Source organism: Amycolatopsis sp. A133 (assembly GCF_031082405.1).
Classification (GTDB): Bacteria; Actinomycetota; Actinomycetes; order Mycobacteriales; family Pseudonocardiaceae; genus Amycolatopsis.
Genome location: NZ_JAVHJU010000004.1, coordinates 400,092 through 421,790, shown reverse-complemented (window position 1 = coordinate 421,790; position 21,699 = coordinate 400,092). Strand labels below are relative to the sequence as shown.

General features: G+C 71.7%; 16 protein-coding genes. 2 read left to right on the top strand and 14 right to left on the bottom strand.

The window, feature by feature from the left end; genetic code table 11:
* Window positions 1-32 precede the first annotated feature (32 nt).
* The 14 genes from Q5425_RS06140 to Q5425_RS06075 all read right to left on the bottom strand — a co-directional run bounded on the left by Q5425_RS06140 (window position 33) and on the right by Q5425_RS06075 (window position 17,392).
* Window positions 33-965: a hypothetical protein gene (locus tag Q5425_RS06140; RefSeq protein WP_308671108.1), complete on the bottom strand. Its 933-nt coding sequence runs from the start codon at window positions 963-965 to the stop codon at window positions 33-35.
* Window positions 966-1,132: 167 nt separating this feature from the next.
* The gene (locus Q5425_RS06135) at window positions 1,133-1,789 is read right to left on the bottom strand and encodes a 4Fe-4S single cluster domain-containing protein (RefSeq protein ID WP_308671107.1); all 657 of its coding nucleotides are present in this window, start codon (window positions 1,787-1,789) and stop codon (window positions 1,133-1,135) included.
* A complete protein-coding gene (locus Q5425_RS06130; protein ID WP_308671106.1) occupies window positions 1,786-2,997 on the bottom strand; it encodes a hypothetical protein in 1,212 nt (403 codons plus the stop codon). The genes Q5425_RS06135 and Q5425_RS06130 overlap by 4 nt, the downstream gene beginning before the upstream one ends.
* A gap of 17 nt (window positions 2,998-3,014) precedes the next feature.
* Window positions 3,015-3,599 (bottom strand): FHA domain-containing protein, encoded by a 585-nt coding sequence (locus Q5425_RS06125; protein ID WP_308671105.1) that lies wholly within the window; start codon window positions 3,597-3,599, stop codon window positions 3,015-3,017.
* Window positions 3,599-5,536 carry an AAA family ATPase gene (locus Q5425_RS06120; RefSeq protein ID WP_308671104.1) on the bottom strand — a complete coding sequence of 646 codons (1,938 nt, stop codon included), beginning with the start codon at window positions 5,534-5,536 and terminating at the stop codon, window positions 3,599-3,601. The genes Q5425_RS06125 and Q5425_RS06120 overlap by 1 nt, the downstream gene beginning before the upstream one ends.
* A complete protein-coding gene (locus Q5425_RS06115; protein WP_308671103.1) occupies window positions 5,533-6,843 on the bottom strand; it encodes a hypothetical protein in 1,311 nt (436 codons plus the stop codon). The genes Q5425_RS06120 and Q5425_RS06115 overlap by 4 nt, the downstream gene beginning before the upstream one ends.
* Window positions 6,844-6,853: 10 nt before the next feature.
* A complete protein-coding gene (locus Q5425_RS06110; protein WP_308671102.1) occupies window positions 6,854-9,139 on the bottom strand; it encodes a protein kinase domain-containing protein in 2,286 nt (761 codons plus the stop codon).
* 19 nt (window positions 9,140-9,158) lie between these two features.
* On the bottom strand, window positions 9,159-10,373 hold the full coding sequence (locus tag Q5425_RS06105) for an OmpA family protein (RefSeq protein WP_308671101.1): 1,215 nt from the start codon (window positions 10,371-10,373) through the stop codon (window positions 9,159-9,161).
* A complete protein-coding gene (locus Q5425_RS06100; protein WP_308671100.1) occupies window positions 10,370-11,194 on the bottom strand; it encodes a hypothetical protein in 825 nt (274 codons plus the stop codon). The genes Q5425_RS06105 and Q5425_RS06100 overlap by 4 nt, the downstream gene beginning before the upstream one ends.
* Window positions 11,191-11,619: a hypothetical protein gene (locus Q5425_RS06095; RefSeq protein ID WP_308671099.1), complete on the bottom strand. Its 429-nt coding sequence runs from the start codon at window positions 11,617-11,619 to the stop codon at window positions 11,191-11,193. Before Q5425_RS06095 ends, Q5425_RS06100 begins: the two co-directional genes overlap by 4 nt.
* On the bottom strand, window positions 11,616-12,428 hold the full coding sequence (locus Q5425_RS06090; protein ID WP_308671098.1) for a hypothetical protein: 813 nt from the start codon (window positions 12,426-12,428) through the stop codon (window positions 11,616-11,618). Before Q5425_RS06090 ends, Q5425_RS06095 begins: the two co-directional genes overlap by 4 nt.
* Window positions 12,425-13,231: a hypothetical protein gene (locus tag Q5425_RS06085; protein ID WP_308671097.1), complete on the bottom strand. Its 807-nt coding sequence runs from the start codon at window positions 13,229-13,231 to the stop codon at window positions 12,425-12,427. The genes Q5425_RS06090 and Q5425_RS06085 overlap by 4 nt, the downstream gene beginning before the upstream one ends.
* Window positions 13,228-16,344 carry a CHAT domain-containing protein gene (locus Q5425_RS06080; protein ID WP_308671096.1) on the bottom strand — a complete coding sequence of 1,039 codons (3,117 nt, stop codon included), beginning with the start codon at window positions 16,342-16,344 and terminating at the stop codon, window positions 13,228-13,230. Before Q5425_RS06080 ends, Q5425_RS06085 begins: the two co-directional genes overlap by 4 nt.
* Window positions 16,337-17,392, bottom strand: a complete 1,056-nt coding sequence (locus tag Q5425_RS06075) for a hypothetical protein (RefSeq protein WP_308671095.1) — start codon at window positions 17,390-17,392, stop codon at window positions 16,337-16,339. The genes Q5425_RS06080 and Q5425_RS06075 overlap by 8 nt, the downstream gene beginning before the upstream one ends.
* 135 nt (window positions 17,393-17,527) lie before the next feature.
* On the opposite strand from Q5425_RS06075, the gene Q5425_RS06070 reads away from it, so the two are divergent.
* Window positions 17,528-19,576 (top strand): hypothetical protein, encoded by a 2,049-nt coding sequence (locus tag Q5425_RS06070; RefSeq protein WP_308671094.1) that lies wholly within the window; start codon window positions 17,528-17,530, stop codon window positions 19,574-19,576.
* A gap of 587 nt (window positions 19,577-20,163) precedes the next feature.
* Window positions 20,164-21,642, top strand: coding sequence for a beta-xylosidase (locus tag Q5425_RS06065; protein ID WP_308671093.1), 1,479 nt, complete (start codon window positions 20,164-20,166; stop codon window positions 21,640-21,642).
* Window positions 21,643-21,699 lie beyond the last annotated feature (57 nt).

The following is a 21,699-nucleotide window of genomic DNA, read 5'->3' as shown; positions in this document are numbered from 1 at the left end:
CTGCTCTCCTTTGACGGACGACGGGCAGCGCCTCACCGCGCGACCAGTGCGGCGAGGATGCGGTCGACCGCCGCGGGCCCGGCGGACCACGGCTCGTCGTGGAACACGGACGACACCACGTCCACGACCACGGCTTCCGGTGGTTCGCCGCCCGCGATCCGGCCTTCGATCGCCGCCACCGCGACGACCGCACGCTCCAGACGTGCGTCGGGTTCCTCCTGGCGGAACGCCGGTTCGCCGAGCGGGTCGGTGCCGTCCTCCGGCGCGAAGCGTGGCACCGGCACGGAAGGCGGCCGTTTGAAGCCCAACGGCCGTTCCACGTAGTTCTCGTACCACCGGGGCCGGCGGCGCATGGCCGACAGCACAAGGGCAGTCTCGTGTTCGACGGCCCGGCGGGCCGTCGACGGCGGCGCACCGCGGGCCACGCGGTTTTCGGCCCAGTGGTCCACGGGCCAGATACCGGCGCTCGGCACGGAGTCGGTTCCGACGAAGTCCAGGATGTCGACGGCGAGTGCCAGCAGAACGGGGTCGCCGCCCAGCTCCGCGGCCAGCCAGCGGGGCACCCGCGGTCGCTGGAGGGCCCCGCGCTCGCTGCGCCGTCGCCGGTAGCCGTCCACCGTGGCGTGGACGAGCCGTCGGCGGATCCAGCCCTCCAGGGAGGCGATCGGGATCCGGGCGTTCCGGAACACGTCGTCGACAACGGCTTCCATGTCGTCGTGGAACCGGTCCAGGCACGGGTCGTCGAGGTGCTGGACCGCCCTGGCGCAGCGGTAGTGGCCGCGGTTGAGTTCCAGCCTCCGGGTGAGGTTGCGGAACACGACGGGCTGGGCGATCTCGAACACGGATGCCCGCAAGCAGCGGCGGGCGTCGCCGCGGGCAGCGGCCGCGTGGTCGGCCAGCTCGCCCCGGCTCGCCAGCTGCCGGACGTGCTCGGGGTCCGTACGGACGAAGTCGTTCTCGGCCATGGGAAGGGCTCCTGTGGGTCACAAATGCTTCGGTGAAAGCGAAGCTAGGAGCCGGTCCCCGCGAATTCGATGGAGCGGGAACGCTTTGATGAAAAGTGACCACCCGCGAGGCGGGTGAACCACCTCGAGCACCCGCAATAGACCGGTGTGACACCGGAACGGACCGCTCAGGGGCGCCAGGTGACGTCGGTGACCTGCAGCCCGAGTCCCTTCAGCGACCGGTCGAGGTAACGCAGCACGCCCGGGCGGGGCGTGCCGATGATCCAGGGATCGCCGTCCCGCATCTCCAGCTGGAGCGGTCCTTCGGCGGGTGCGTGGTCGATGAAGCCGGCGTAGCGGCGCCTGCCCAGTTCGGTCCTCGGGACCATCCGCTGGTTCGCCGATCCCCGCCACACCAGCTCGGTCGGTTCCGTGATGTCGAACCGGCCGAAGACCACGACGTCGGCTTGGCCGGCCGCGGCCCAGCGGGCCTCGTCCAGCTCGCCCTCGTCATAACCGGTGTAGAGCAGGAAGTCGAGCTCCCGGCCCGCGTCGCGACGCACCTCGTCCGCGGCGGTGAGGAAGGCGGCCAGGCCTTCCGCTTGCTGCAGCGGTTCGCCGCCGCTGACCGTCAACCCTTCGGCACCACGGTCGACCGCGGACCGCCACAGCGCGGCCAGCTCGGCGATCGGCACTTCCACACCGCCGTCGGCCGGCCAGGTGTCCCGCGACATGCACCCCTTGCAGGAAAGGGTGCAGCCCTGCACCCACACGGCAAGCCGCTCTCCCGGGCCCAGGGCGTGCACGGGGTAGTGGGACCGGCTGATCCGCAATTTTGCACTCATGGCGTTTCCTCCCGGCGAGCCAGGCTCAGCCGGTGCTCGACGGCTTCGGTGAAGCTCGGATCGCCCATCGTGGCCGACAAGGCGTCGAAGTAGGCGTGTTCCGCCGCGCGGTAGGCGGCCTGGATCGCCTCGATCAGGGTCTCGGGCTGGCGGTCGCCGTTCTCCGGAGCCACCACGTCGAAGTCCGCGAAACCGGGGTCGAGCCGCGGGACCAGCGCCTGCAGCTCCGCGTCCGCTTCCTCGCACCGGCGCCGGCTCTGTGCGTAGGCCTCCTGGAACGGGTGCCGGCGGGCCAGTCCGATCATGAACGAGACGGACCCGCCGACGAGCAACCCGGCGATCAGCATCGCCACCAGCGTCGTCCCGGTGATGTCGAGCGAGGCCAGCCGCACGTGGTCGACACCCACGACGGCCGCCGCGACCATGCCCAGCAGCGCCGCCATCGTGGCCCAGGCGATGGCCAGCACCGCGGCCGCCGGCCGGAGCGCGCGATCGCTGCCGGTGGCGCGGGACGAGCGGAGCATGAACGCGGTCACGTGCGGTCCGAGCACCATGAGCACGGCCGACGAGAGTCCCAGTGCCCAGCTCGCCGCCGCGGGCAGCACCCCGTCGAGGAAGTGGTGGAAGACCAGGTAGTGCAACGGGCTGAGGGTGGCGACGAGCCCGGCCAGGATGAGTATTCGCCAGCGGAGCCCGAGAGCGGTGGTTTCGCCCTCCCACACCGGGTCGTCCTCCGCCACCTCCGCCGCGGGCTCCGAGTTCCCGGCGCTCGGTGGCCGGTCGAGGTCGGGTTCCCGAAGCCAGGCTTCGCGCCCCGCCAGCCGGCTCATCATCCGCTGCGCGTCCGCCATCTCCTGCGCCGCGCGTTCCCGTCGTCTGCGCACCGTCCTGGTTCCTTCCAATACCGCGAGGTGCCGTTCCCGCGCCGAGGCGATCGCGGCGGAGCAACGCTGGCGCAGGACCTCGACGTAGTCTTCGTGGCCTGCCTCGGCGTCCTGACCGGGCGTGAACGGATCGGTGAACGACCAGCCGTCGCGCACGTGGTTGCGCGCGTCGGCCTCGCCACGTTCCCGCGCTTCGGCGATGAGCTCCGCCGCGGAGGTACGTGGCTCCACGATCGGGTGCGGCAACCGCGGTTCCGGGGGTGCGGGCGGCCGGCGGCGTCGCGACGCCCACACCGGTGGCGGGTTCTGCGGCGGATGGGTCACTGCTGGTACTCCCCGGGCTAGCGTTCGTAGAGGGTGATCGAGCCCTCGGCGGTGCGGGCGAGCCGGATCCGGTCGCCGGACGCCAATCGCCTGCTCAGCGCGGGCTGGATCTCGACGTCGTTGAGGAAGGTTCCGTTCGGGGTGGTGAGCGGCTCGACCCATGCGGTTCCGTCCGGGTCGACCCGCACGACGGCGTGGGCGCGGGAGACGTTCGGGTACTCCTGGAACACGCGTTGGCAGTCACCCAGCCTGCCGAGCTGGACCCGCTCCCCTTCGCGCAGCTCGATTTCCCCGCCGGCGAACCTGATGTGCAGGGCGGGTGGGGTCAGCGGGCGGCCGCACGACATCCTCGTGCACCGGGTGTTGCCGGCGGCTGCCTCGTGCCCGCAGTACCAGCAGTGGTCGCGGCTCCACGCTGTCCGTTGGCCGGCGGCCGGGCCGGGCACGCCCGCGCGATCGGGCACCCCGGCGGGCGCCGGTCCGGGCGCCGGCGCCGGCGGTTCCCGGTCGGCGGCCTCCACGAGGGGACACATGTGCCGGGGGCACAGGGACTTGTCGTCGTCGAACACTTCGGAGCTGTCCACCGAGCAGACCCGGCTCATCAGGCACCACCCGGGATGATCCGGGCGATCAGGCTGGGCCCTTCGTCCTTGTCGCCGGGGTGCAGTTCGAGGACCTCGACCAGATCACCCTGTCCCGCGTTCTCGTCGAACAGCGTCCTGGCGAGCGGATTCACCAAGTTGCTCTCGAGCAGGTTGCCGACACCGCGGCCGCCGTTGTCCTGGTCCGAGGAACACAGCCGGGCCAGGTCCGCGTGCACGGCGGGCGCCAGCTCCAGCCGGACACCCAGCTCGGCGCGCACCTTGGTGGCGACGTTGCCCAGCTGCAGCTCGAAGATCTGCATGGCCACCTGCGGGTTGATGTAGTCGAAGACGACGATGTTGTCGCCGAAGCGGTTGAGCAGCTCCGGCCGTTTGAGCGCGGTGGTGAAGTGGCTCCGGATCTCCCTGCGGACGCTTTCCTCCAGGACCGAATAGGGGGCACCCGGCTCGACCAGGCGATAGGTCGTTCCTCCCTCCGTTTTCATGATCCCGAGGTTGGAGGTGAACACCAGCACGCATTCGGAGAAGTAGGTGGTCACCCCCTGGCCGTCGGTGAGCCTGCCGTCCTCGAGGATCTGCAGGAACTTGTCCAGCACCAGCGGGTGCGCTTTCTCGATCTCGTCGAACAGGACCACCTGGAACGGCCGTCGGCGCACCGCACCGGTCAGTTCGCCGCCCGCTTCGAAGCCGACGTAGCCGGGGGGTGCGCCGATCAGCCGATCGGCGGCCTGCTCGGCGGAGAATTCGCTCATGTCGAACCGCAGGTAGGCCTGTGCGTCGCCGAAAAGCAGTTCGGCGACCTGCTTGGCCAGCTCGGTCTTGCCGACGCCGGTGGGGCCCGCGAAGAACAGCACGCCGCGAGGCCGGTGACCCGAAGTGCGGGCCTGGGCGCCGGACAGGCCGAGTGCCGCGCGCTTGAGGATGTCCAGGGTCTTGCCCACCGCGCGGTCCTGACCGAGCACCCGCTCGGCGATCACCTGCTGCCCCTTGGTGATCTGTTCGCGGACGCTGGTCCGCCGCCACAGGTTGTCGTCGATCCCGAGCTTGAAGATCCGCGTGGCGTCGGCGATGCGGTCGACGCCCAGCCCGCGGTCCGCCGCCAGCCGGGTGATCTTGAGCAGGGAGTCGAGGGTCATGCCCTCGGTGAGGCCGGCGAACTCCTCGTCGGGCGGGAGACGGCCGGGCTCCGGCTCCGCAGCCTCGGGCAGCAGGGGGATCAGCAGCCGGGCCATCTCCTGACGGTCGTCGAGGGTGGGCATCGGGGCGGCCACCGTGCGGATCGCCTCGATCCCCGCGGTGAACCAGACCGGCAGGTCCCGTTCGCCCTCCACCAGCCAGATGACCGGGTTGTGCAGGGCGCGCGGCCGGTCCGGGTATTCGTACTGGGGCGCGGTGAGCGCGAGTTTCTGGAAGAACAGGAACTGGTCGCGCTCGGCCGGGTCGAGCTGGGTGGGGGAGCGGACGAGCCGGGACGCGTGGTCGACCACGAAGGCCAGCCGGGCGGGCGGGCGCCCCGCACAGGCGGCCTGCACGCCCGCGGCCGGGCGCGTGCTGTCGCTTTCCGGTGGTGGCTGCTCGGCCGCCCCGACCACCTTGGTCAGGTGCACGCGCAAGCGTTCCGGGGACGGGCGCCTGCCCAGCACGGTGGAGCCCAGCACCTGTTCCACGGCCCGGTGCGCCTCGTTCGTGGCCGGGTGGACGCCGACACCGGCGACGGTGTCGTAGGTGACGAGCGCGTCGAACCCGGCCGGGCGCAGCACGTGCCACAGCAGGGGGACCATCGGCATGATCTGCAGCGCGCCGCCGTCCTTGACCAGGAAGGAGTCGCGGATGTTGCCGTGCAGCACGTACTGCGAGTGCACCGCCAGCGTGCCGGCGATTTCGCCGGCGAAGGCCGGGACCCGGCGTTGCTGCTGCACTACGGATTCGGTCGTCATCGGCCGTCCCGGTACCGGTGGATCGGGGTGTCCGTGCCGTATTCCGCGGCCGGAGCCTCGTGGCCGGACACCTGGGGTGCGGATTCCGTCAGCTGCACCCGCACTCCGGCAGCGGCGGCCGCTTCGGCGACGGCCTGGATGCCCGCGTTCGCGGCAGCACAGCGTTCTTCGCCGATCAGCTTTTTGTTGTCGCTGGTGGGAGCGTGGGCGGCTTCGAGGTGGTGCTCGATGATGTTGCCGTCGCGCACCCGGACGACGGTGGAGTGCTCGTCCCCCCACTCGGGGCGGGCGAACCGCAGACCGGTGAACCCGTCCCCTTCGAACGTTTCCAGCACCTCTTGCCCGGCCTCGGTCAGGCACTTGCGGACCAGGTCTCGCATGAACGCGCGGTCGGCCACGCCCCCGGCCCACGCCATCAGGCGGACGCCTTCCGACCGTAGCTCGGGGGTCAGGTCGTGAGCGCCCGTGACGACCTCACGCAGCGCGGCGGCGGTCCGGCGCAGCGGGGCCGGCGGGTCGATGCCGGCGACGACCTCGGCGAGCGGTCCGTCCTCCAGCGCCGACACCCAGGTGGCGGCCAGCCGGCGCCGTTCGATGCGCGGGTTGAGGGTCGCGACGATCTTGGACCGCAGGCTGCTGAGGTACACCGATTGCTCGGTGCGCCCGACGATGGCCGCGGCTTCGGCCAGCATTTCGTCACGTTCCTGCGTGGTGGCGTCCGGGTCGAGCAGGCCGATCACTTCGGTGATCGACGCGGCGGCCACGGCGGCCGGCCGCTTGGTGTGCCGTTCGGTGGCCACCCGGCGGAGGCGATCCAGCTCGGCCGAGATGTCGCCGCTCGCCCGGCTGGTCTTCGCGGTGATGGTGACGCGCAGCGGCGGCGCGGCCGCGTCCAGTTCTTTGTGGAGCCGGGCGATCTCGTACTCCGTTTCGGACACCCACTGGACCGCGCGGGCCGCACTGACCTCGGCGGAGAGGGTTAGCGGGCGAGGGACGGGCAGAGCGACGCCGGCCTTCTTGGCGCGTTCGCGGACCAAGCGGAGCCGGGCGTTCACCGCCACGACATCGGCCATCGCGCGCCGGCGCCACTGACCCGCCGCTTCCGCCGCTTCGATCGCGGCGATTTCGGCCTCGAGCCGGGCGCCCGATTCGCCGAGCGCGCGGACCCCGCTTTCGGCGGCGCTGTTGACCGCCCGGGCCAGCAGCACCGCACCGGCGGTCACCGCGAGCGCTCCCGCGACCACGATGGCTCCCGCCGCGACGATGGGCAGACCGACGGGCGCTACGGCCACGGTTCCAGAACTCATGGCTACCTCCTCAGGGATGGGATGACGGACGGTCGTTTCGCGGGCGAGCCAGGATCTCCCGCTCGCGGCGGTCTTGGTCCCGCCACGCCAAGGACCGCTGGACCGTCCACGGCAGCAGGGAAAAGGCCACGGCGAACGGCATGACGGCGGGCGCGAAGACGGTGAGGGCGATCAGCCCCAGCACGACCGCCAGGGCGACCGGGCCGGCGACCCGGCGGGCGATGAGGCTCCGGGCCAGCCTGCCCACGGCGACCCGCCCCGCGCCGAGCAGCGAGTAGGCGGGGTGGAACCGCCCGCCGCTGTCCCACGCCAGGACGCTTTCCGACACGAGGCCGAGCAGGAGTGCGGCGACCAGGCCGACCCAAGAATCGATGATCTGGATGTCGGAGGCGAAGCCGGCCACGTCGCTGAGCCCGACGAGCGCGAACAGGACGGCGGCGATGGCGGCGACCCCGGCCGCGGCGTAACTGAGGGCCTGCGGGCGGTTCTGCCGTCGAGACCAGTCACGCAGACCTTCGGTGCGGCGTAGCCAGTCCTCGTGCGTCCGCTGCGCGAGAGCTTCGTCGGCCAGGCGTGCCGATTCGGCTTCCGCATAGGACACGAGGGCCATCGCGATCCCGTGGTGGTCCGGTTCGGCGATCAGCCGGGAAAACCAGTCCAGGCGGAAAGTACGCGCTTGCTCGTCGAGCGTGCGCCGGATCTCCCGCTTGTTCTCGGCGCTGGCCGTCGCCGCGAGCAGCGCCAGGGAAAGCGCCCGGCCCCGTTCTTCGCGGAGGAAGAGCTCGGCAGCTCGCCGCGCTCCGGCGTCTCCGACGACGCCCGCCTGCACGGCCAGATCCGCCTGTGCCTGCGGCCAAGCGGCGCGTACCTCCGCGAGCCCGGCACCGCTTCGGCCGTGTTCGGTGGCGCCGCCGATGGCGAGCAGGCGGAACAGGTCGTGCTCCCACAGCTCCGTGACGATGTCCGTGCTCGGGATGGTCCCCTCGTACCCCTCCTGGGCCAGCAGGGCGAGGTGGCCGGGCGTGATGTTCCACCGGCGGTACCAGGGCGGGAAAGTCGGGTCCACCGCCCGGATGACGTGCAGCAGGCGGACGTCGGCGGGCGCGCGGCGGGCGGGCGCCGGAACGCGGACGCCGTTGTCGGGGAACGTCGCCAGCCACGCGAGCAGACGGTTCCGCGGCCCGTGGTCGTCGCCGCACAGGATCGACAGGGACAGCTGCCAGTCGTTGATCAGGTCGGCGGCCAGGCTCCGGCGGTCCCAGTACTCGTGTCCGGCGAACACGTAGGGCTCCGCCGCTCGGGCGGCCTCGGCGTCGGGAACCGCGGCCCTGCTGACTTCCGGCCGTTCGCCGCGCAGCCAGGCGGTGACCTGCCCGGCACCCCAGCGCTCGTCGGGGTCGATGGTCAGCAGACCGTCACAGAGCAGGCGGAGACCTTCGTCGGCGACCGGGCTGGTGTCGAGGGGGCGGGCGACGAGCCGGCCGCGGATGATGTTCCGCTCCTCGATCCCGGCGAACAGCTCTTGCCCCGTGGCGAGTTCCAGCACGCAGATGCCCAAGGACCACCAGTCGAAGACCGGGCGCACCTGGCCGCTCAGGAACTCGGGCGGGGTGTAGGGCACGGTGCCGACCCGGTTTTCGTCCGTCCAATACTCGCCCGCGGGCACGTGGACGGCGATGCCGAAGTCGGCGATCCCGACCGTGAGCGGCTCGCGTTCGGCGACGAGCAGGTTCGCGGGCTTGACATCGCGGTGCACGATGCCCGCCGCGTGGGTTTCGACGAGACCCGACGCGAGCTGGCGGACGATCTCCGTGAGGACGTCCGGAGCGACCCCGGAAGGGTGCCGATCGCGCATGTCGAGCAGAGTGCCGCCGGTCAGGTGGGCCATGACCTCGTAGAAGCGGTCCTCGTCCACGCCGGTTTCCTCGTAGCCGACGACGTGGGCGGGGCATGGACCGCTGAGGAATCCGACGACCTCGTCCACCGGGCGCCAGCCGGGGCGGTGCACCTTCAGCACTCGCTGCGCGTTGTCCGACCGCCGGATCACGTGGTAGACGTCGGCCTGGTTGCCGGACCCGGTGATGTCGAGCTCGACCTTGAACCGGGCGGCCAGCCCGGGCGGCAGCCCCGGTGAAGCGCCGCGCGGCCGGGCACGGCCGGGCTCGACCTCGGTCGGCGCGCCGCGGTCGAGCGGCGCCCGTCCGGGGTCGAGCTCCGTGGGTGGTCCGTCCGGCGGCGGCGCCGCGCCCCGCCCCGGATCGAGCTCCGTGGGCGGGGCGCCATCCGGTGTCGTCACCCGGCCGTCACCTCGGGTTTCACCGGGCGCACGACAGCTCGACCACCACGGACCGGTTCCGGGCGGCCTTGGCCGGGTCCAGCGTCCCGCCCGGGCCGACGTCGGGCTCGTGGTACTTCCCGGTCTGGCCGTCACCGACGGTGCTGATGCGGTCGGCGGCGATGCCCGCCCGGACCAGCAGCGCCTTCACCGTCTCGGCCCGTTGCCCGGAAAGCGTCACGCTGTCCTGCGGCGAGCCGTAGGTGGCGGTGTTGCCGACCAGGTTCACCTTCTGCGATCCGCCGGTCAGCTGGGACACCAGCGCCTGCAGGGTGCTCTGCGCAGCCTTCTCGTCACGCAGTTTCGCTTCGTTCGGCCGGAAGCCGACCGGTCCGCTGTCGCGCAGGACGGTCGTACCGCAGGGCTGGAAGGTCACCGGGGCGGGCAGCTTGACCTGGGAAACCGGCTGGTCGGCCTTGACCTCCTCCCGTTTGCTGGGCACTTCCACCAGGGTGGAGCACTTGGCCCCCGCTTTGTCCACGACGGTCTTCCACAGAGCGGTGACCCGCTTCTGGAGGTTGTCGTCGAGCGCGGGCTGTGGCTCGGCGGTGAGACCGGTCCCGACGAGCAGCACCGTCTTGTCCTTGAGCTCGGGCAGAAGCTGCTTGCCGGCCAGGAAGTTCGCGACCTCCCCGGGGTCGGCGTCGAACATCCCGTCGTTCAGGAAGGAGACGGCACCGGCGGTGGAAAGCCCGGAGTCGATCAGCACGACCGTGCCGCCTTCGCCGGTCAGCTTGGCCGCCTGGGACAGCGCGGACAGAGCGTCCGCCTCGGGCTTCTTCGGGACGACGCCGGCGACAGCCGTGGTGACCTGCTGGACGGCGGCCTCGATCTGCTGCTTGCGCCGGGCCTCGTTCTTGCCGTCGATGGCGGGGGAGACCTTGACCACGCGCGAGGGTTCCCCGTCGACCCGGAACACCTGGACGGCCTGCTGGTTCACCACCGCGCCGGAGAGCAAGTCCTTCACTTCCCTGGGAATGACCGGCCGCTGGCTGCCCATGCGGCCGCCCACCACGAGGCTGACCGGCTTGTCCGGAGCGGCCACGCAGTCACCCTGCTGCGCCTCGGCGCCGTTGCCCTGGGCGGCCTCCGGGGTTTTCTCGTCGCATGCGGTCAGCAGGACCGCGGCGGTGGCCGTCGCCGCGGCGGCACGCCACAGACGTCCGCAGCGACCGCGGGACCGGAGAAAAGTCATTCTTGGTCCTTCCTGTTCTCGTCGTTCTCGTCGTCCTCTTCGGACCCGGTTTCGTCTTCGGCCGGCCCGCGGCCGAGCAGCTTCAGGTCGGTGTCGGCGACGACCTTCGCTGTCGAACTGTCCGGCAGGGCCAGATACAGCTCCCGGTCGTCGTCGGCCCGCTTTCGCATGGCCGTGACCTGGTCGGCGAACCGTTCGGCCGCCAGGAGCCCGGCTTCGAGGTCGGCCAAGCGGGCGGCTGCGCGGGAACGCTTGGCCACCGCCCGCGCCCACTGCCGGGCCGCCGGGTTGTGCAGCTTGTAGGCACCGGCACCGGACAGAACACCCGTGCCCAGGTAGAGCACGAGGAACAAGATCGCGGGCAGGAGGTTGGCCTGCAGGGGGACGTCGGCCGCCGGCGCCTGCGCCGGGTCGTCGTACTCCGCGGTGGTGCCGTTGACCGGCACGGCGTAGAACAACCGGAAGGCGAAGGCCGCCAGCCCCAGTGCCAGCCACACCCCGGCGCACACCGTGGCGATGCGGTTCGCGTTGGGTGCGTGCCTCTGGACCGAAGCTTCCTTCCAGTTCTTGCCCGCCGTGTGCGAAAGCGCGAGGCACACGACGGTGAACCCGCCGACGAATCCCCACAACGCCCACTCGTATTCGTCGAGCGCCTGCGTGAGCACCTGGTTGAACGCGACGACGTCGACGGCTGCCGCGGCCAGCAGCACGAGGTACTGCAGGCCGGTGGTCGGCGGCAGGCCGACGATCAGCGAGGCATCGCCGCGGATCACCCGCCGGCGCTGGGACAGGACCCGCACCGGACGCATCGGCTCGGTCATCGTTTCCCTCCGCGGCGCTCGCTCAAGCGGATCGGCTCGTGGTAGGGGGCGTCCGGGTCGGTCACCCGCTCCAGGGCGTGGGAGACCGCGGCGTCGAGGTCGTCCATGATGTCCCGCTGGTCCTGGCAGAGGATCCGCCGGTATTCGACGAGTGCCTCGGCCTCGGCGGCGAGCGCCCGGATTTCGTCCACGAGTTCGTTGTGGCTCGCCGTGAGCTGCAGCAGCCACTTCGCCTTGTGCGCCTGGATGTAGGCGTTGAGGTACGGCCTCGCGTCGCCGTCCTGGCCGAGCGAACCCACCTTCCGGCCGACGTCCGCGAGCAGCTGGGCGTCCGGGATTTCCGGCAGCGGCCGCTTGTGCAGGTCCCGTAGCCGTCGGGTGATCGCCCGCGGAATGCGTTCCGACCGGGGTTTTCTCAGCCTCATGCGGGTTGCTCGTATTTCTCCGGCTCGGTGCCGGGTGCGGATTCCGGTGCGCGCGCCTCCGGGCGTAGACGCTCGATGACGTAGTGCAGTTCGTAGTCCCCCTGCCCGAGCAGCTCCGGGTCGCCGTCCGCGGGTTCGAACACCCACGAGGGCAGGACCTGGCTGATGTACCTGATCATCGGGGCCAGGTACGTGCCCTCCGCGTGCGCCAGCACCAGGTGCTCCCAGTAGGCGCTGACCCGCATGGCGCTGCGGGCGCCGATCTGCTTGGCCATGGTCTGAGCGAGCACGAAGTCGGCGCGGACGGCCTCCTCGGCCTCGGCGATCCGGCCGTCCAGTTCGCCCAGCTTCTGGTGCAGTGCGGCTTCCCCGCCGTGCGCGGCGACGATCCGCCTCGCCCGGGCGGCTTCCCGCCGGCTGCGCAGCACCACCGCTTGATCCGGTCGGACTTCGGCGCGGCTGCGCGGCAGCAGTTCCTCCTCCGTGAGCGGGGCCTCCGCGCCGGTGACACCGTCGGAGGCGCGATCGAGGTCCTGCTTCGTGGTGGCGTACTGACGGCGCAGGACTTCGCGGATCTCCAGGCGCGGCTTCCTGCGCCGCGCGAACTCCGCCAGCTCCTGGGCCATCTCGCCCACGGCGATGCTCTGCAAGTGCTTCGGGTAGGGCGTGGTGATCACACCTTCGCCGGAAGCCATGGCGAGCACGTCGTTGTACGCCGGAATGCGCAGCTTGCCGTCCCGGCGGCCACGCTGCCGGTCGGCACGCCGGTCGCGCTTGCTGTACGCCTCGTCCGGACCGCGCTCGGTCATCGCCGCTCCTCCCGGATCCGGGCGTCCCGGAACTGCGCCAAGGCCGCGTGGTGCCGGATCCCCAGCCGGGCCAGCGCGTTCACCTGCAGGCGCAGCTCGTCCGCCACCGCCTGGCCGGGGAAACCCGATTCCGGTACGGGAACGGCCAGCTCCGTCAGCGCGGCGAGCGCGGCGAGCAACCGGCCGTTCCCGGCCATCAGTTCGGCGTCGCGCACGGCTTCCTGCGCCCGTTCGAGCGCCGCCGCGAGAGATCCTTTCGCCTCGCCTTCCGGGAGCCCGAACCGCTCGCCTTCGTCGAGAACCCGCCGTCCCATCGCGATCAGCCGGGAGGTGCTGCGGCCCAGCTGCCCGGTGATCTCGCGGAGCTGGGGGTGCTCAGCCACGCTCGGAGCCACGCCGGCCTCCTCCCACACGCTGTCGTCCGGCCGCTCCCGGCGCATCGGTTCGACCGTCGTCGTCACCGCGTCCGCGGTGATCAGCAGCGCCGGGCCGGCGGTGCTGTCCTCGACGAGGGGCGCTTTCGCGCGCAGGGACAGTGCGGTGTCGTCCTGCGACACCAGCACCTCGACCACGTCGCGACCCAGGCTCCGGAGCCGTGGCCGGACGGCCGGCTCCGACACCGAAGCGCACATGCGCTCCAATGCATCCGCGATCAGGGTCCGGTCCCGGCGGAACCTGATCCCGGCGACCGCTCTCGCGCCGCCCAGCACCACCAGCGCGGCCGTGGCCGTCGCGGCCGCGATCCACTCGAGCTCCTCGGTGTTCCACTCCACAGTCCGGTTTGACGGACGGCTGCCCGTCATCGCCCGAGGCACGCGAATCCACCCCAGTTCGTGATGTCGGCCGGGTTTTCGAGGTGACTCACGGACAGCCCCGGTTGCGGCAACCGCGCCGGGTCGAGCATCCACAGCTGCGCCCGGCGCAGAGCGCCCGCGGGGTTCGTCGGCGCCATGCGGAGGAAATGCCGGAACAGCGGGAAAAGCACCGAGTCGTCGGCGGTCGGCCACACCGCACGCACCACCGTGCGCGTGCCCTCGACCAGCAGTGCGCTCGACGGTTCGAGGGCTTCGTCGTAGTCCGATCGGGACAGGTGGTCCGCGTCACCTGGCAAGAACACCGGTTCCCCGTCCGCCGCGCGTGCCGGGGCGAGCAAGCGTGCGGACGGGACACCGGTGATTTCGACGTCCTCGACCAGGTATCTGCGACCGGATTCCGTCTCGCGCCAGGCTGCGGCCCAGGGCACCCGGCCCGCGAGGCCGACCGGTACCAGTGCGACGCGCGGGACCCCGGCCGGCCCGGGGGGCCTCGCGGCTTCGGCGGCGGCCAGCACGGCCGCGCCGGCGGCGAGCCACGCCCACCCGCCCACGGCGTCCGCCGCGGCGGACGCGAACCATTGCCCGCTCAGCAGGGGCAGGCGGCGGCAGCTGACCGGGCCGCGAGCCGGGACGACCACCAGCGTGCCGCCGAGCGTGGGTTGCCGGGGTACGAGGTACCCGAGCGCGTCCAGGCCGGATTCGTTCAGCGCGAGCCGGATTTCTTCCGGTCCCCATGGCCGGGCCAGGCTCCGCTTGTCCTCATCGGACAGCCGGGAGTGCAGGTCCAGGCGACGCTGGTCCCAGACATCGCCGGTGCTGCTCGCCGTCACCCACTCTTCGGCGAGTCCGGCGCGGCCGGTACCCACCAGGTGACTGCGGACCAGTTCGGTCCCGGCACCGCGGGCCAGCGCCGCTCCCCGCTCGGCCTCGACGATCCGGACGAGGTCGTCGAGGGCGCCGTCTTCCCGGCACCAGTCGCTCGCCAGCCGGGTGAACCGCAGTGCGGTCCGGTCGTCCTCCCGGTGCGACCGGACCAGCGTGTGCCAGGTGTGCTCGGTCAGCACGTCCCGGGCCAGCTGCCTGCTGCGGGCCACGTCCCCCGGGCCGGCGCGCCGGCGGAGGAGCTGGCCGAGCTGTTCGGTGAGCTGGATGGTGTCCCAGCTCGTGCCGGAGCGTTCCAGCGCGCGTTCCAGATCATCGATGGCGGACTCCGCCTGGTCGCCCAGCTGACCGTCATGGCCCCCGACGGTCAGCTGGGCGGCCAGCGAGCCGCGGATGCGCCGGACGAACGGGCTCGAGGCCAGGTGCTCCGGCAGTTCGTCGCACATCCGGATGACTTTCCGGTAACCGGCGGACCGTGCGGTGGCGTCGCCGTTTTCCACGAGGCCGGCGGTCTCGGCGATGGCTCCCATGAAGGGAACGATGGCGCTGGTCTCCATCTCCGGTGCCAGTGCGGCGGTGTCCGCCACCAGCTCCTGGAGCCGAGCTGCCACCGGTTGCCCGTTGTCGACCATCGCCTGCAGCTCGGTGAGCTGATCCAGCCACTTCAGCAGCCCGTCCGCGTCATCCATGCCCTGCAGGCTCACGTCCTGGAGCGCGGTGTGGAGCGGCTTCGGGTCCCGGTCGCCCATCAGCACCGGGACCATGTCTTCGAGAAGTGTGGCGACGTTGTCGAGTTTGGGCTGCGCGTCCGCGTCCGCGTGACCGCGCATGCGGTGCACGGCATCGGCCATCTCGACGGAGGTGGCTTGCAGCAGGTTCACGTCGAGCGGGAACCGGTCGGCCGTCCACAGGCCGCGGAATTGGGCGATCTGCAGCTCCAGCTCCGCCCGGGCGGCGTCCTCACCGGCCTTCGCTTCCGCCAGGGCTTCGGCGACGATGGTGTCGACGTCGTACCGGGCCGCGACCTCGTTGCCGCCGAACGCCTTCAGCGCGACCTCGAGCCCGGCGATCCGGCAGCCGTGCAGAGGCAGAACGACCTCGGGCCCGGGATCGGGCCGGGCCAGCGCGCGGGTCGCCCAGTCGATGGCCGGCCAGGCGTGCCGAGGGCCGACGTGGCCGACGAGCAGCTCGTGCAGGCCTGCGAGCACCACCTCCGCCCCCGGTGCCCGTTCAGGCGTCTCCAGCACTTCGACGGCGGCGGTCAATGCCGGAACGTCCTCGGCCGTGCAGCCGCGCACCTGGAGCAGCACCGCGTACGAGACGGTCTCGTCGTCGTCCAGTCCGAGCGCGGTGCGCTTCGCCGCGTATGCGGTGACCGCGGTTTCCAGGACCGCGCTCGCCTCGCCATCGGTGTTCCAGAAGATCTCTTCGGCCAGCTCCGCCACGACGCCGTGAGCGTCGGGCAGTCCCTCGTGGTTCGCCGGCAGCAGTGCGCGCACCTTCTCCGCGGCGGCCAGTGCCTCTTCCAGCAGCGCGTGGTCGCCGCTGTCGAGGTACAGCTGCCGGAGCAGCATGGCGAGGAGTTCCCGCTCGCCGATGCAATCCTGCTCCACCTCGGGCGGCTTCGGCGTGGCCAGCGCCCGGCGCAGGATGTCCACGGCGCGCCGGAGGTCCCCGCTGTCCTCGGTCAACGGGTAGGCCCAGCGCAGCGCCCATGCGCGCGCGAAGTCGAAGCGCGTGGCATCCACTTCCTGCGCCCAGGACAGCGGAATCCCTTCGACCGCCTCGATCAGCTGCCGCGCCCGTTCGGCGGTGACGGCTTCCGAGCGCAGCAGAGCGCCGGTCAGGTAGGCGGTCTCCACCGCGGCGTGCTCGGCGATCTCGGGCGGCGCCGCCGGCGCCGAGGTGGCGGTGAGCGTGCACGCGATGGCCTTCTCGAATTCCGGGACGGAGCCGGTCTCCTCGGCGATCCAGCCGTGCGCGAAGCCCAGCTCGCCCCACCACTCCGAAGCCGAGGGGTGATCGGGCGCGGCCCGCACGGCGAACCCGATCAGGCCGGTGGCGAGGTGCAGGGGCTCGAGGTCGGTGCCGGCATCGAGTTCGTGGAGGAGCCCGATCCCCGTTCCGGCCGCCACCGCCGGGTCGACCTGATCCGGGTCTTCCCGGATCCGCCCGGCCAGCCGGCCCGCGTCCTCCCGGGTCGTGTGCGCGTCAGCCACGGTTCACCCCTTCGCCCCGCACCTCGAGGATCGTCCGGACACGAGACATCACGTCGTCCATTCCCCGAGGGTCGGACAGCAGCGACTCCGCGCGGCGCCGGGACAGGAAGCCGCGGTCGGCCAAGCCCAGGAGCGCCGATCGCAGGACGCCCGCCCAGGCGGCCGGGGACGACTCGGCGAGCAGGTTCACCACCGTGTCGACGACGGTCGAGTCGGGGTTCGGGTCGAGGCCGGCGGCCTCCACGGCGGTGAAGGCGGACTGGGCGCTCGGGTCGGCGACGTGGTCGCGGCCCCACCGGGAAGCGTCGTCGGCGGACAGGGAGGTGGTCGCCGTGTCCGGTCTGCGTCCCAGCGGTCGGTCGATGTAGGCGTCGTACCAGGTCACGTACTCCGGCGCGGCCTTGGTGCCGACGTTGACCCGCGCGCCGCCCCGGCACACGCGCTGGATGGTGCTCAACATCGCGGGCAGCCGTTCGAGGTAGTAGGGCACCGGCTTGCCGAATTCGGCCGCGCACCGCTCGGCCAGCCGCTGCACGAGGTAACCGCCCCCGGGCAGCGGAGCGGAGTAACCCGCCTCGTCGACCAAGTGCCCGAACACCGCACGGTGCTCCTCGTCGGGCATCGCCCGTCCGTAGCGGTTGCCGCGTGCCTGCTTGGGCTTGGCCTGGGCACCGTGCGCGCAGCGGTAGGTCCGCAACACGTCGTGCACGCGTTTGCGCACGTGGATGCGGGCTGCGCCGGGCGGATTGCTGATCGTGGCGCCGTGCTCCGTCAGGTAGGTGGTGACGACGTGCAGGACGTCGGCCAGAAGATCCCGGCACACGCAGTCGCCGGACAGCACCAGCCCGTGGTGGCCCGACCTGCCGGGCGCCGGCGGGCCGTACCGCAGTTCACGCAGTGCAACGCACAGGTCGCACCGGGAGACCCGGTGGCTCGCGTGCAGCTGGTCCCGTACTTCGCCCAGCTCGGCGAAGACCGCACGGACCACCTCGGTGGTCAGTTCGGGGGTGGATTCGGAGGACCGAATGGGGGACGAGGTCGCAACCATGCAGAGCTTCCTACACTAACAGAGAATTATATGCCAGGACGTGGCTGAACTGTGATTGATCGACTTGGGGGCGGCTGGAGCACCGGCTTTTCGAGCGGCTGTGACACCATTGGCCCAGCGGAGGTGGAGTGCAGGATGGTGTTGCTGCCCGCGGTGGTGCCCCAGCTGGTCGAGAAGCGTTCGGAGCTGGTGCCCGCCCGCTTGGCCCGCAAGGTCGCGCCCCTGTTCGGCGTTCCGTCCGAGCACAACCCGTTCCGCCCGCTGACCTGGGTCTGCGACTTCACCGCGATCACCGTCTCGGAGATCGCGCGCGGTGCTCCGCTGCCGACCAGGGCCGCCGCGGCCCGGCTGCGGAGCGAGGCGCACGACGGCGAGTGGTTCGTCCACGATCGCGCGGTGTTACCCGGGGACCGCGGGGCGCTGCCCAACGAGATCGTCGCCGCGACGATCAACCGCTTCGGCCCCGACACCAAGGCCGCAATCGTGCTCACCGCGACGAACGTCCTTCTCGCCCCGGTGGCCGACGCCATCCGGACTGCGCTGGGCATGCTGCGCGCCGCGGACGGCGGTGACCTCGCGCCGGTGCAGTGGATCGCCGCGTGGGCGGCGACCGCGGTGGAGGTCTACCGGTCGCAACCTGCGCTGGTGTCCGCGGCGCTCACCGCGCGGGTGATCCAGCGCGCGTCGCTTTCGGCGCCGCAGTTTCCGCTGGCACCGGGGCTTTCGGACCAGCCGAGGGCCCGGTGCGAGATCGGCGCCGCCCCCGCCGGGCGCACCTTGGACCCGGTCACCCACCCGAAGGATCTGGACTTCCTCGACGGGATCGCGGCCGCCCGGCTCAACCTCAGCGGCATCCTGCCGGAGAACACCACCGGCGAACCCGCGGGCTCGGCCGCCGGGGTCGGCGACCGGATGGTCGACCAGCTCATCGGGTTGTTCGTGGAAATGGGTACCCGCGACGGCGTCGCCCACCTCTGGGTGACCGAACGCGTCCCGGGGCAAGAGCTGGTCTGTGCCATGGTCCCCGGTTCGGGGATCGTCCGTGAGCTGGTCGAGACGTGGGCGTACGGGCGGGCTTCCCTGCCACGGCCGGACGAGTTCGGGGACGCACTGGCCGACGCCATGGCGGTGCCGTTCCGGCTGCCCCGGCCGGCCGAGCTGGCCGCGGTGCCGCTGCTCGCCCGGCGGGCGTTCGTACTGGCGGCGATGGGCATCATCCGGCAGATGGGCCTGCTGGCGCCCTCCGCCTGGCTGGCCGGACCGCAGTTCGCCGGCCTGGTCACGAGTCTGTCCGCGCTGCTCGATCAGGTCTTCGACCCCGAGGACCCGGTGGTGGTGGACACCCGGTTGCGGTTGGTGGTGCAGCGGGCCGGCGCCGAGCGGCACGCCGGGCGCTCCACGCCGGAATCCGCGGCGGCGGTGATGGCCGCTGCCGATGCCTGCCTGGAAGCGGGCGCCGCGGACCGGATCGACCCCGGATTGCTCGCCGATCTCCTGGCCGTGGCCTGCATCGAACTCAACGCATTGCGGTCGGCCGGCGTGGATCGTCCCGAAGCCGGCGCGTCCCTGCGCCGGTACTGGGCGGCCTTCGCGAAGGCGGTCGAGGTCGATCTGTTCGCAGCGGACGGCGAGTACGGCGGGCTCAGCTTCCAGTTGCACAACTATGCGGCTTTCCTCGGGGCCAACAAGGACAGTGCCGAGGACCTCCGCGCCGCCCTGCATTTGTTCACGACATCCGTCATCCCGGCCCGGACCCGGTTGTACAACCAGGATCGCGACATCCGGCCACTGGCCCGCAGCTGTTATCTCGCCGCCGACGCCGCTTCCGGTCTCGCCTCCTTGCTGACGGACCGCGGTGAGGACGTCGAGGCCGGACAGTGGGTGCGACGGGCGCACACCTGGGTGCACCGGGTACTGGCGGATCCGCTTTACGAGCCGCGCCGCCTCCGGCCCGCACTGGACAACTGCATGTTCGCGCTGAGGGCTGCGCCGGTCCTGGTGCAGGCCGTGGAACACGGGGTCGCGGAGAGCCCGGCGGAGGACCTGGCCCAAGCCGACGCGCTGGTCCGATTGGTCGAGCGCTGGCTCAAGGAGACGACGGACGGCGCTGCCGGGCAATCCGGCCACCGGTCCGTGCTCGCCGACCTGCGCACCCGGCTCTCCGCACTCGGTTTTCCGGGCTGAGACCACCCTGTGCTCCTCTCCTGACCGGGCCGGCTGATCTTCGACCGACGATTTCGGAAGTGCGCCCGGCCGTCCGGACCGTCCATGTCTCGGCGGAGGTGATCCGCGATGCGAGGTGGCGGCGGAAACGGCGACGACGGCAATTGATCGGAAAACATTCCTTCGATACGGGTTCACCGGCGGGTCGGGATCGGGAGTGTGTCGGGACGAATCGCCCGATTCCGGCCGCCGCAAGCAGTAATGAACGAAGCGGTCAGGGAGTCGCTCGGAATCCGGGGTCTGTTACACCCCGCGAGTCATCGGGAGAAGCCCGGGCGAAGAGGCATGGATCGATTGCGCCGACTTGGCTTGGTGGAATAATTGCCGTTGGATAACAATCCATTGATTGTGTGCGGTATTGCCGTCCGAGGACGTTGTCCCATGCGTCGTCTGCCGACGCTTCTGTGAGTGGTGCGGAGGATCCCGACCTTGCACGCGATCGAAGGACCGTCGAACAGGAGCGCGGCCGCTCGGACGGGTGAAGCCGCTCGCTACACTCCGATGTCGTGCACCCGTATCGTCGTGGGGGTCGGCGACCCGCTCGTGCCTTGCTCGCCAGCGTGCTGGCGGGGCTGTTGCTCGCGGGTTGCACCGAGGGTTACGCCCAGCCGCAGGCCGCCGGGGAACAGCCGGCGATCGCGGGCGGGAAGACCGCCGCGCCGCCGCGGCCCGCCGACGTCGAACTTCCTTCGGGTGATCCCCGGCGCAGCGGTGGTGTCATCGCCGCCGGTGGGGCCGATGCCGTTTACAACTACGGACCGTCGGTGATGCTCGATCGCGGGCAGACGCGGATGTGGTGGTGCAGCCAGTACGGCGGCGCCGGGCCCGCCGGGGACGACATCCTCTACGCCCAGGCCCAGTCGATGGACGGGCCGTTCACCGGACCGGGTGGCGGCATCCCGGCCGCCGTGTTCTCCGGGGCGCCCGGGCAGTTCGACGGCATGCACACCTGCGACCCGTCGGTGCTGCGCGTCGGCTCGACCTACTACCTCTACTACACCGGCGCCGCGGGTGACCACGCGCTCGGCAATTCGATCGGGCTCGCGACCAGCACCGACGGGATCCACTGGACCCGCGCGGCGGGCGGGCGGCCGATCCTCGGGCCGTCGCACGACGTGCACCGCGGCAACGTCTACGGCGCCGGCCAGCCGTCGGTGGTCTACCTCGACGGCTGGTTCTACCTCATGTTCACCGACACCACGGGCCGCGCCGCGGGCTGGAACGGCGCGGGGCAGTTCCTGCTCCGCTCGCGCGACCCGGCGTTCGGGTCCGGGGTGCAGGGCCTGGACGTCGGCGGGTTCGTGCCGGTGGCGTCGACCTCGGCGCCGCGCGCCCGCTCGATCGTCGACGGGTTCAGCGCGGACCTGATGTGGGTGGGGGCGCTCGCCGCGTTCGTCGTCGCGCACGAGACCGACGGCGGGACGACGCTGACGTTCTGGACGGCCGACTTCACCGAGCACCCGTTCCGGCCCGTGCTGATCCCCGGGCCGTGGCGGGAAGGGCCGGGGCTGGTGCGCCGGGCGGACGGGCACGCGCCGCTGTCGTCGGCCGACCCGTGCGACCGGGTGCCGTTCGACGTCGTGCGCGCGACCTCGCTGGGCGGGGCCGGCGCCCCGACCGACCTGCGCCACTTCGGGCTCGACCTGCTGGGCAGCCGCGCCTGCGAGAGCCCCGGCCGGCTGGCGGCGACGTTCGACGGCGTGGCGGCGCCGTCCCCGGAACGGACGATGGACCTGGTCCGCGCGGGCGCACGGGTCCGGGTCGACCGGCGCGCGGTGGCGGTGGCGCTGGCGGGCGAGGTCCTCGACAAGGCACCGCCGGCGCTGGCGACGCTCCCGCTGACGGCCCGGCTGAGATCGGGCGCGGAGGCGGTGGAGGCCCCGGACCGCGGGTTCGCGTTCGTGCTCGACGACCACCGCTGGCGGGTCCCGGACGGCGGCGTGGTGGGCAACAACGGCTCGACGGCCCGCCCGGTGACCACCGCCCAGTGGGACGGCTATCCCCGGGGTTCGTCGCTGGTGGGGTGAAGGCACCCCCGTCGTGAGTGGTAAGGAGGGTTAGAACCCTCCTTACCACTCACGACC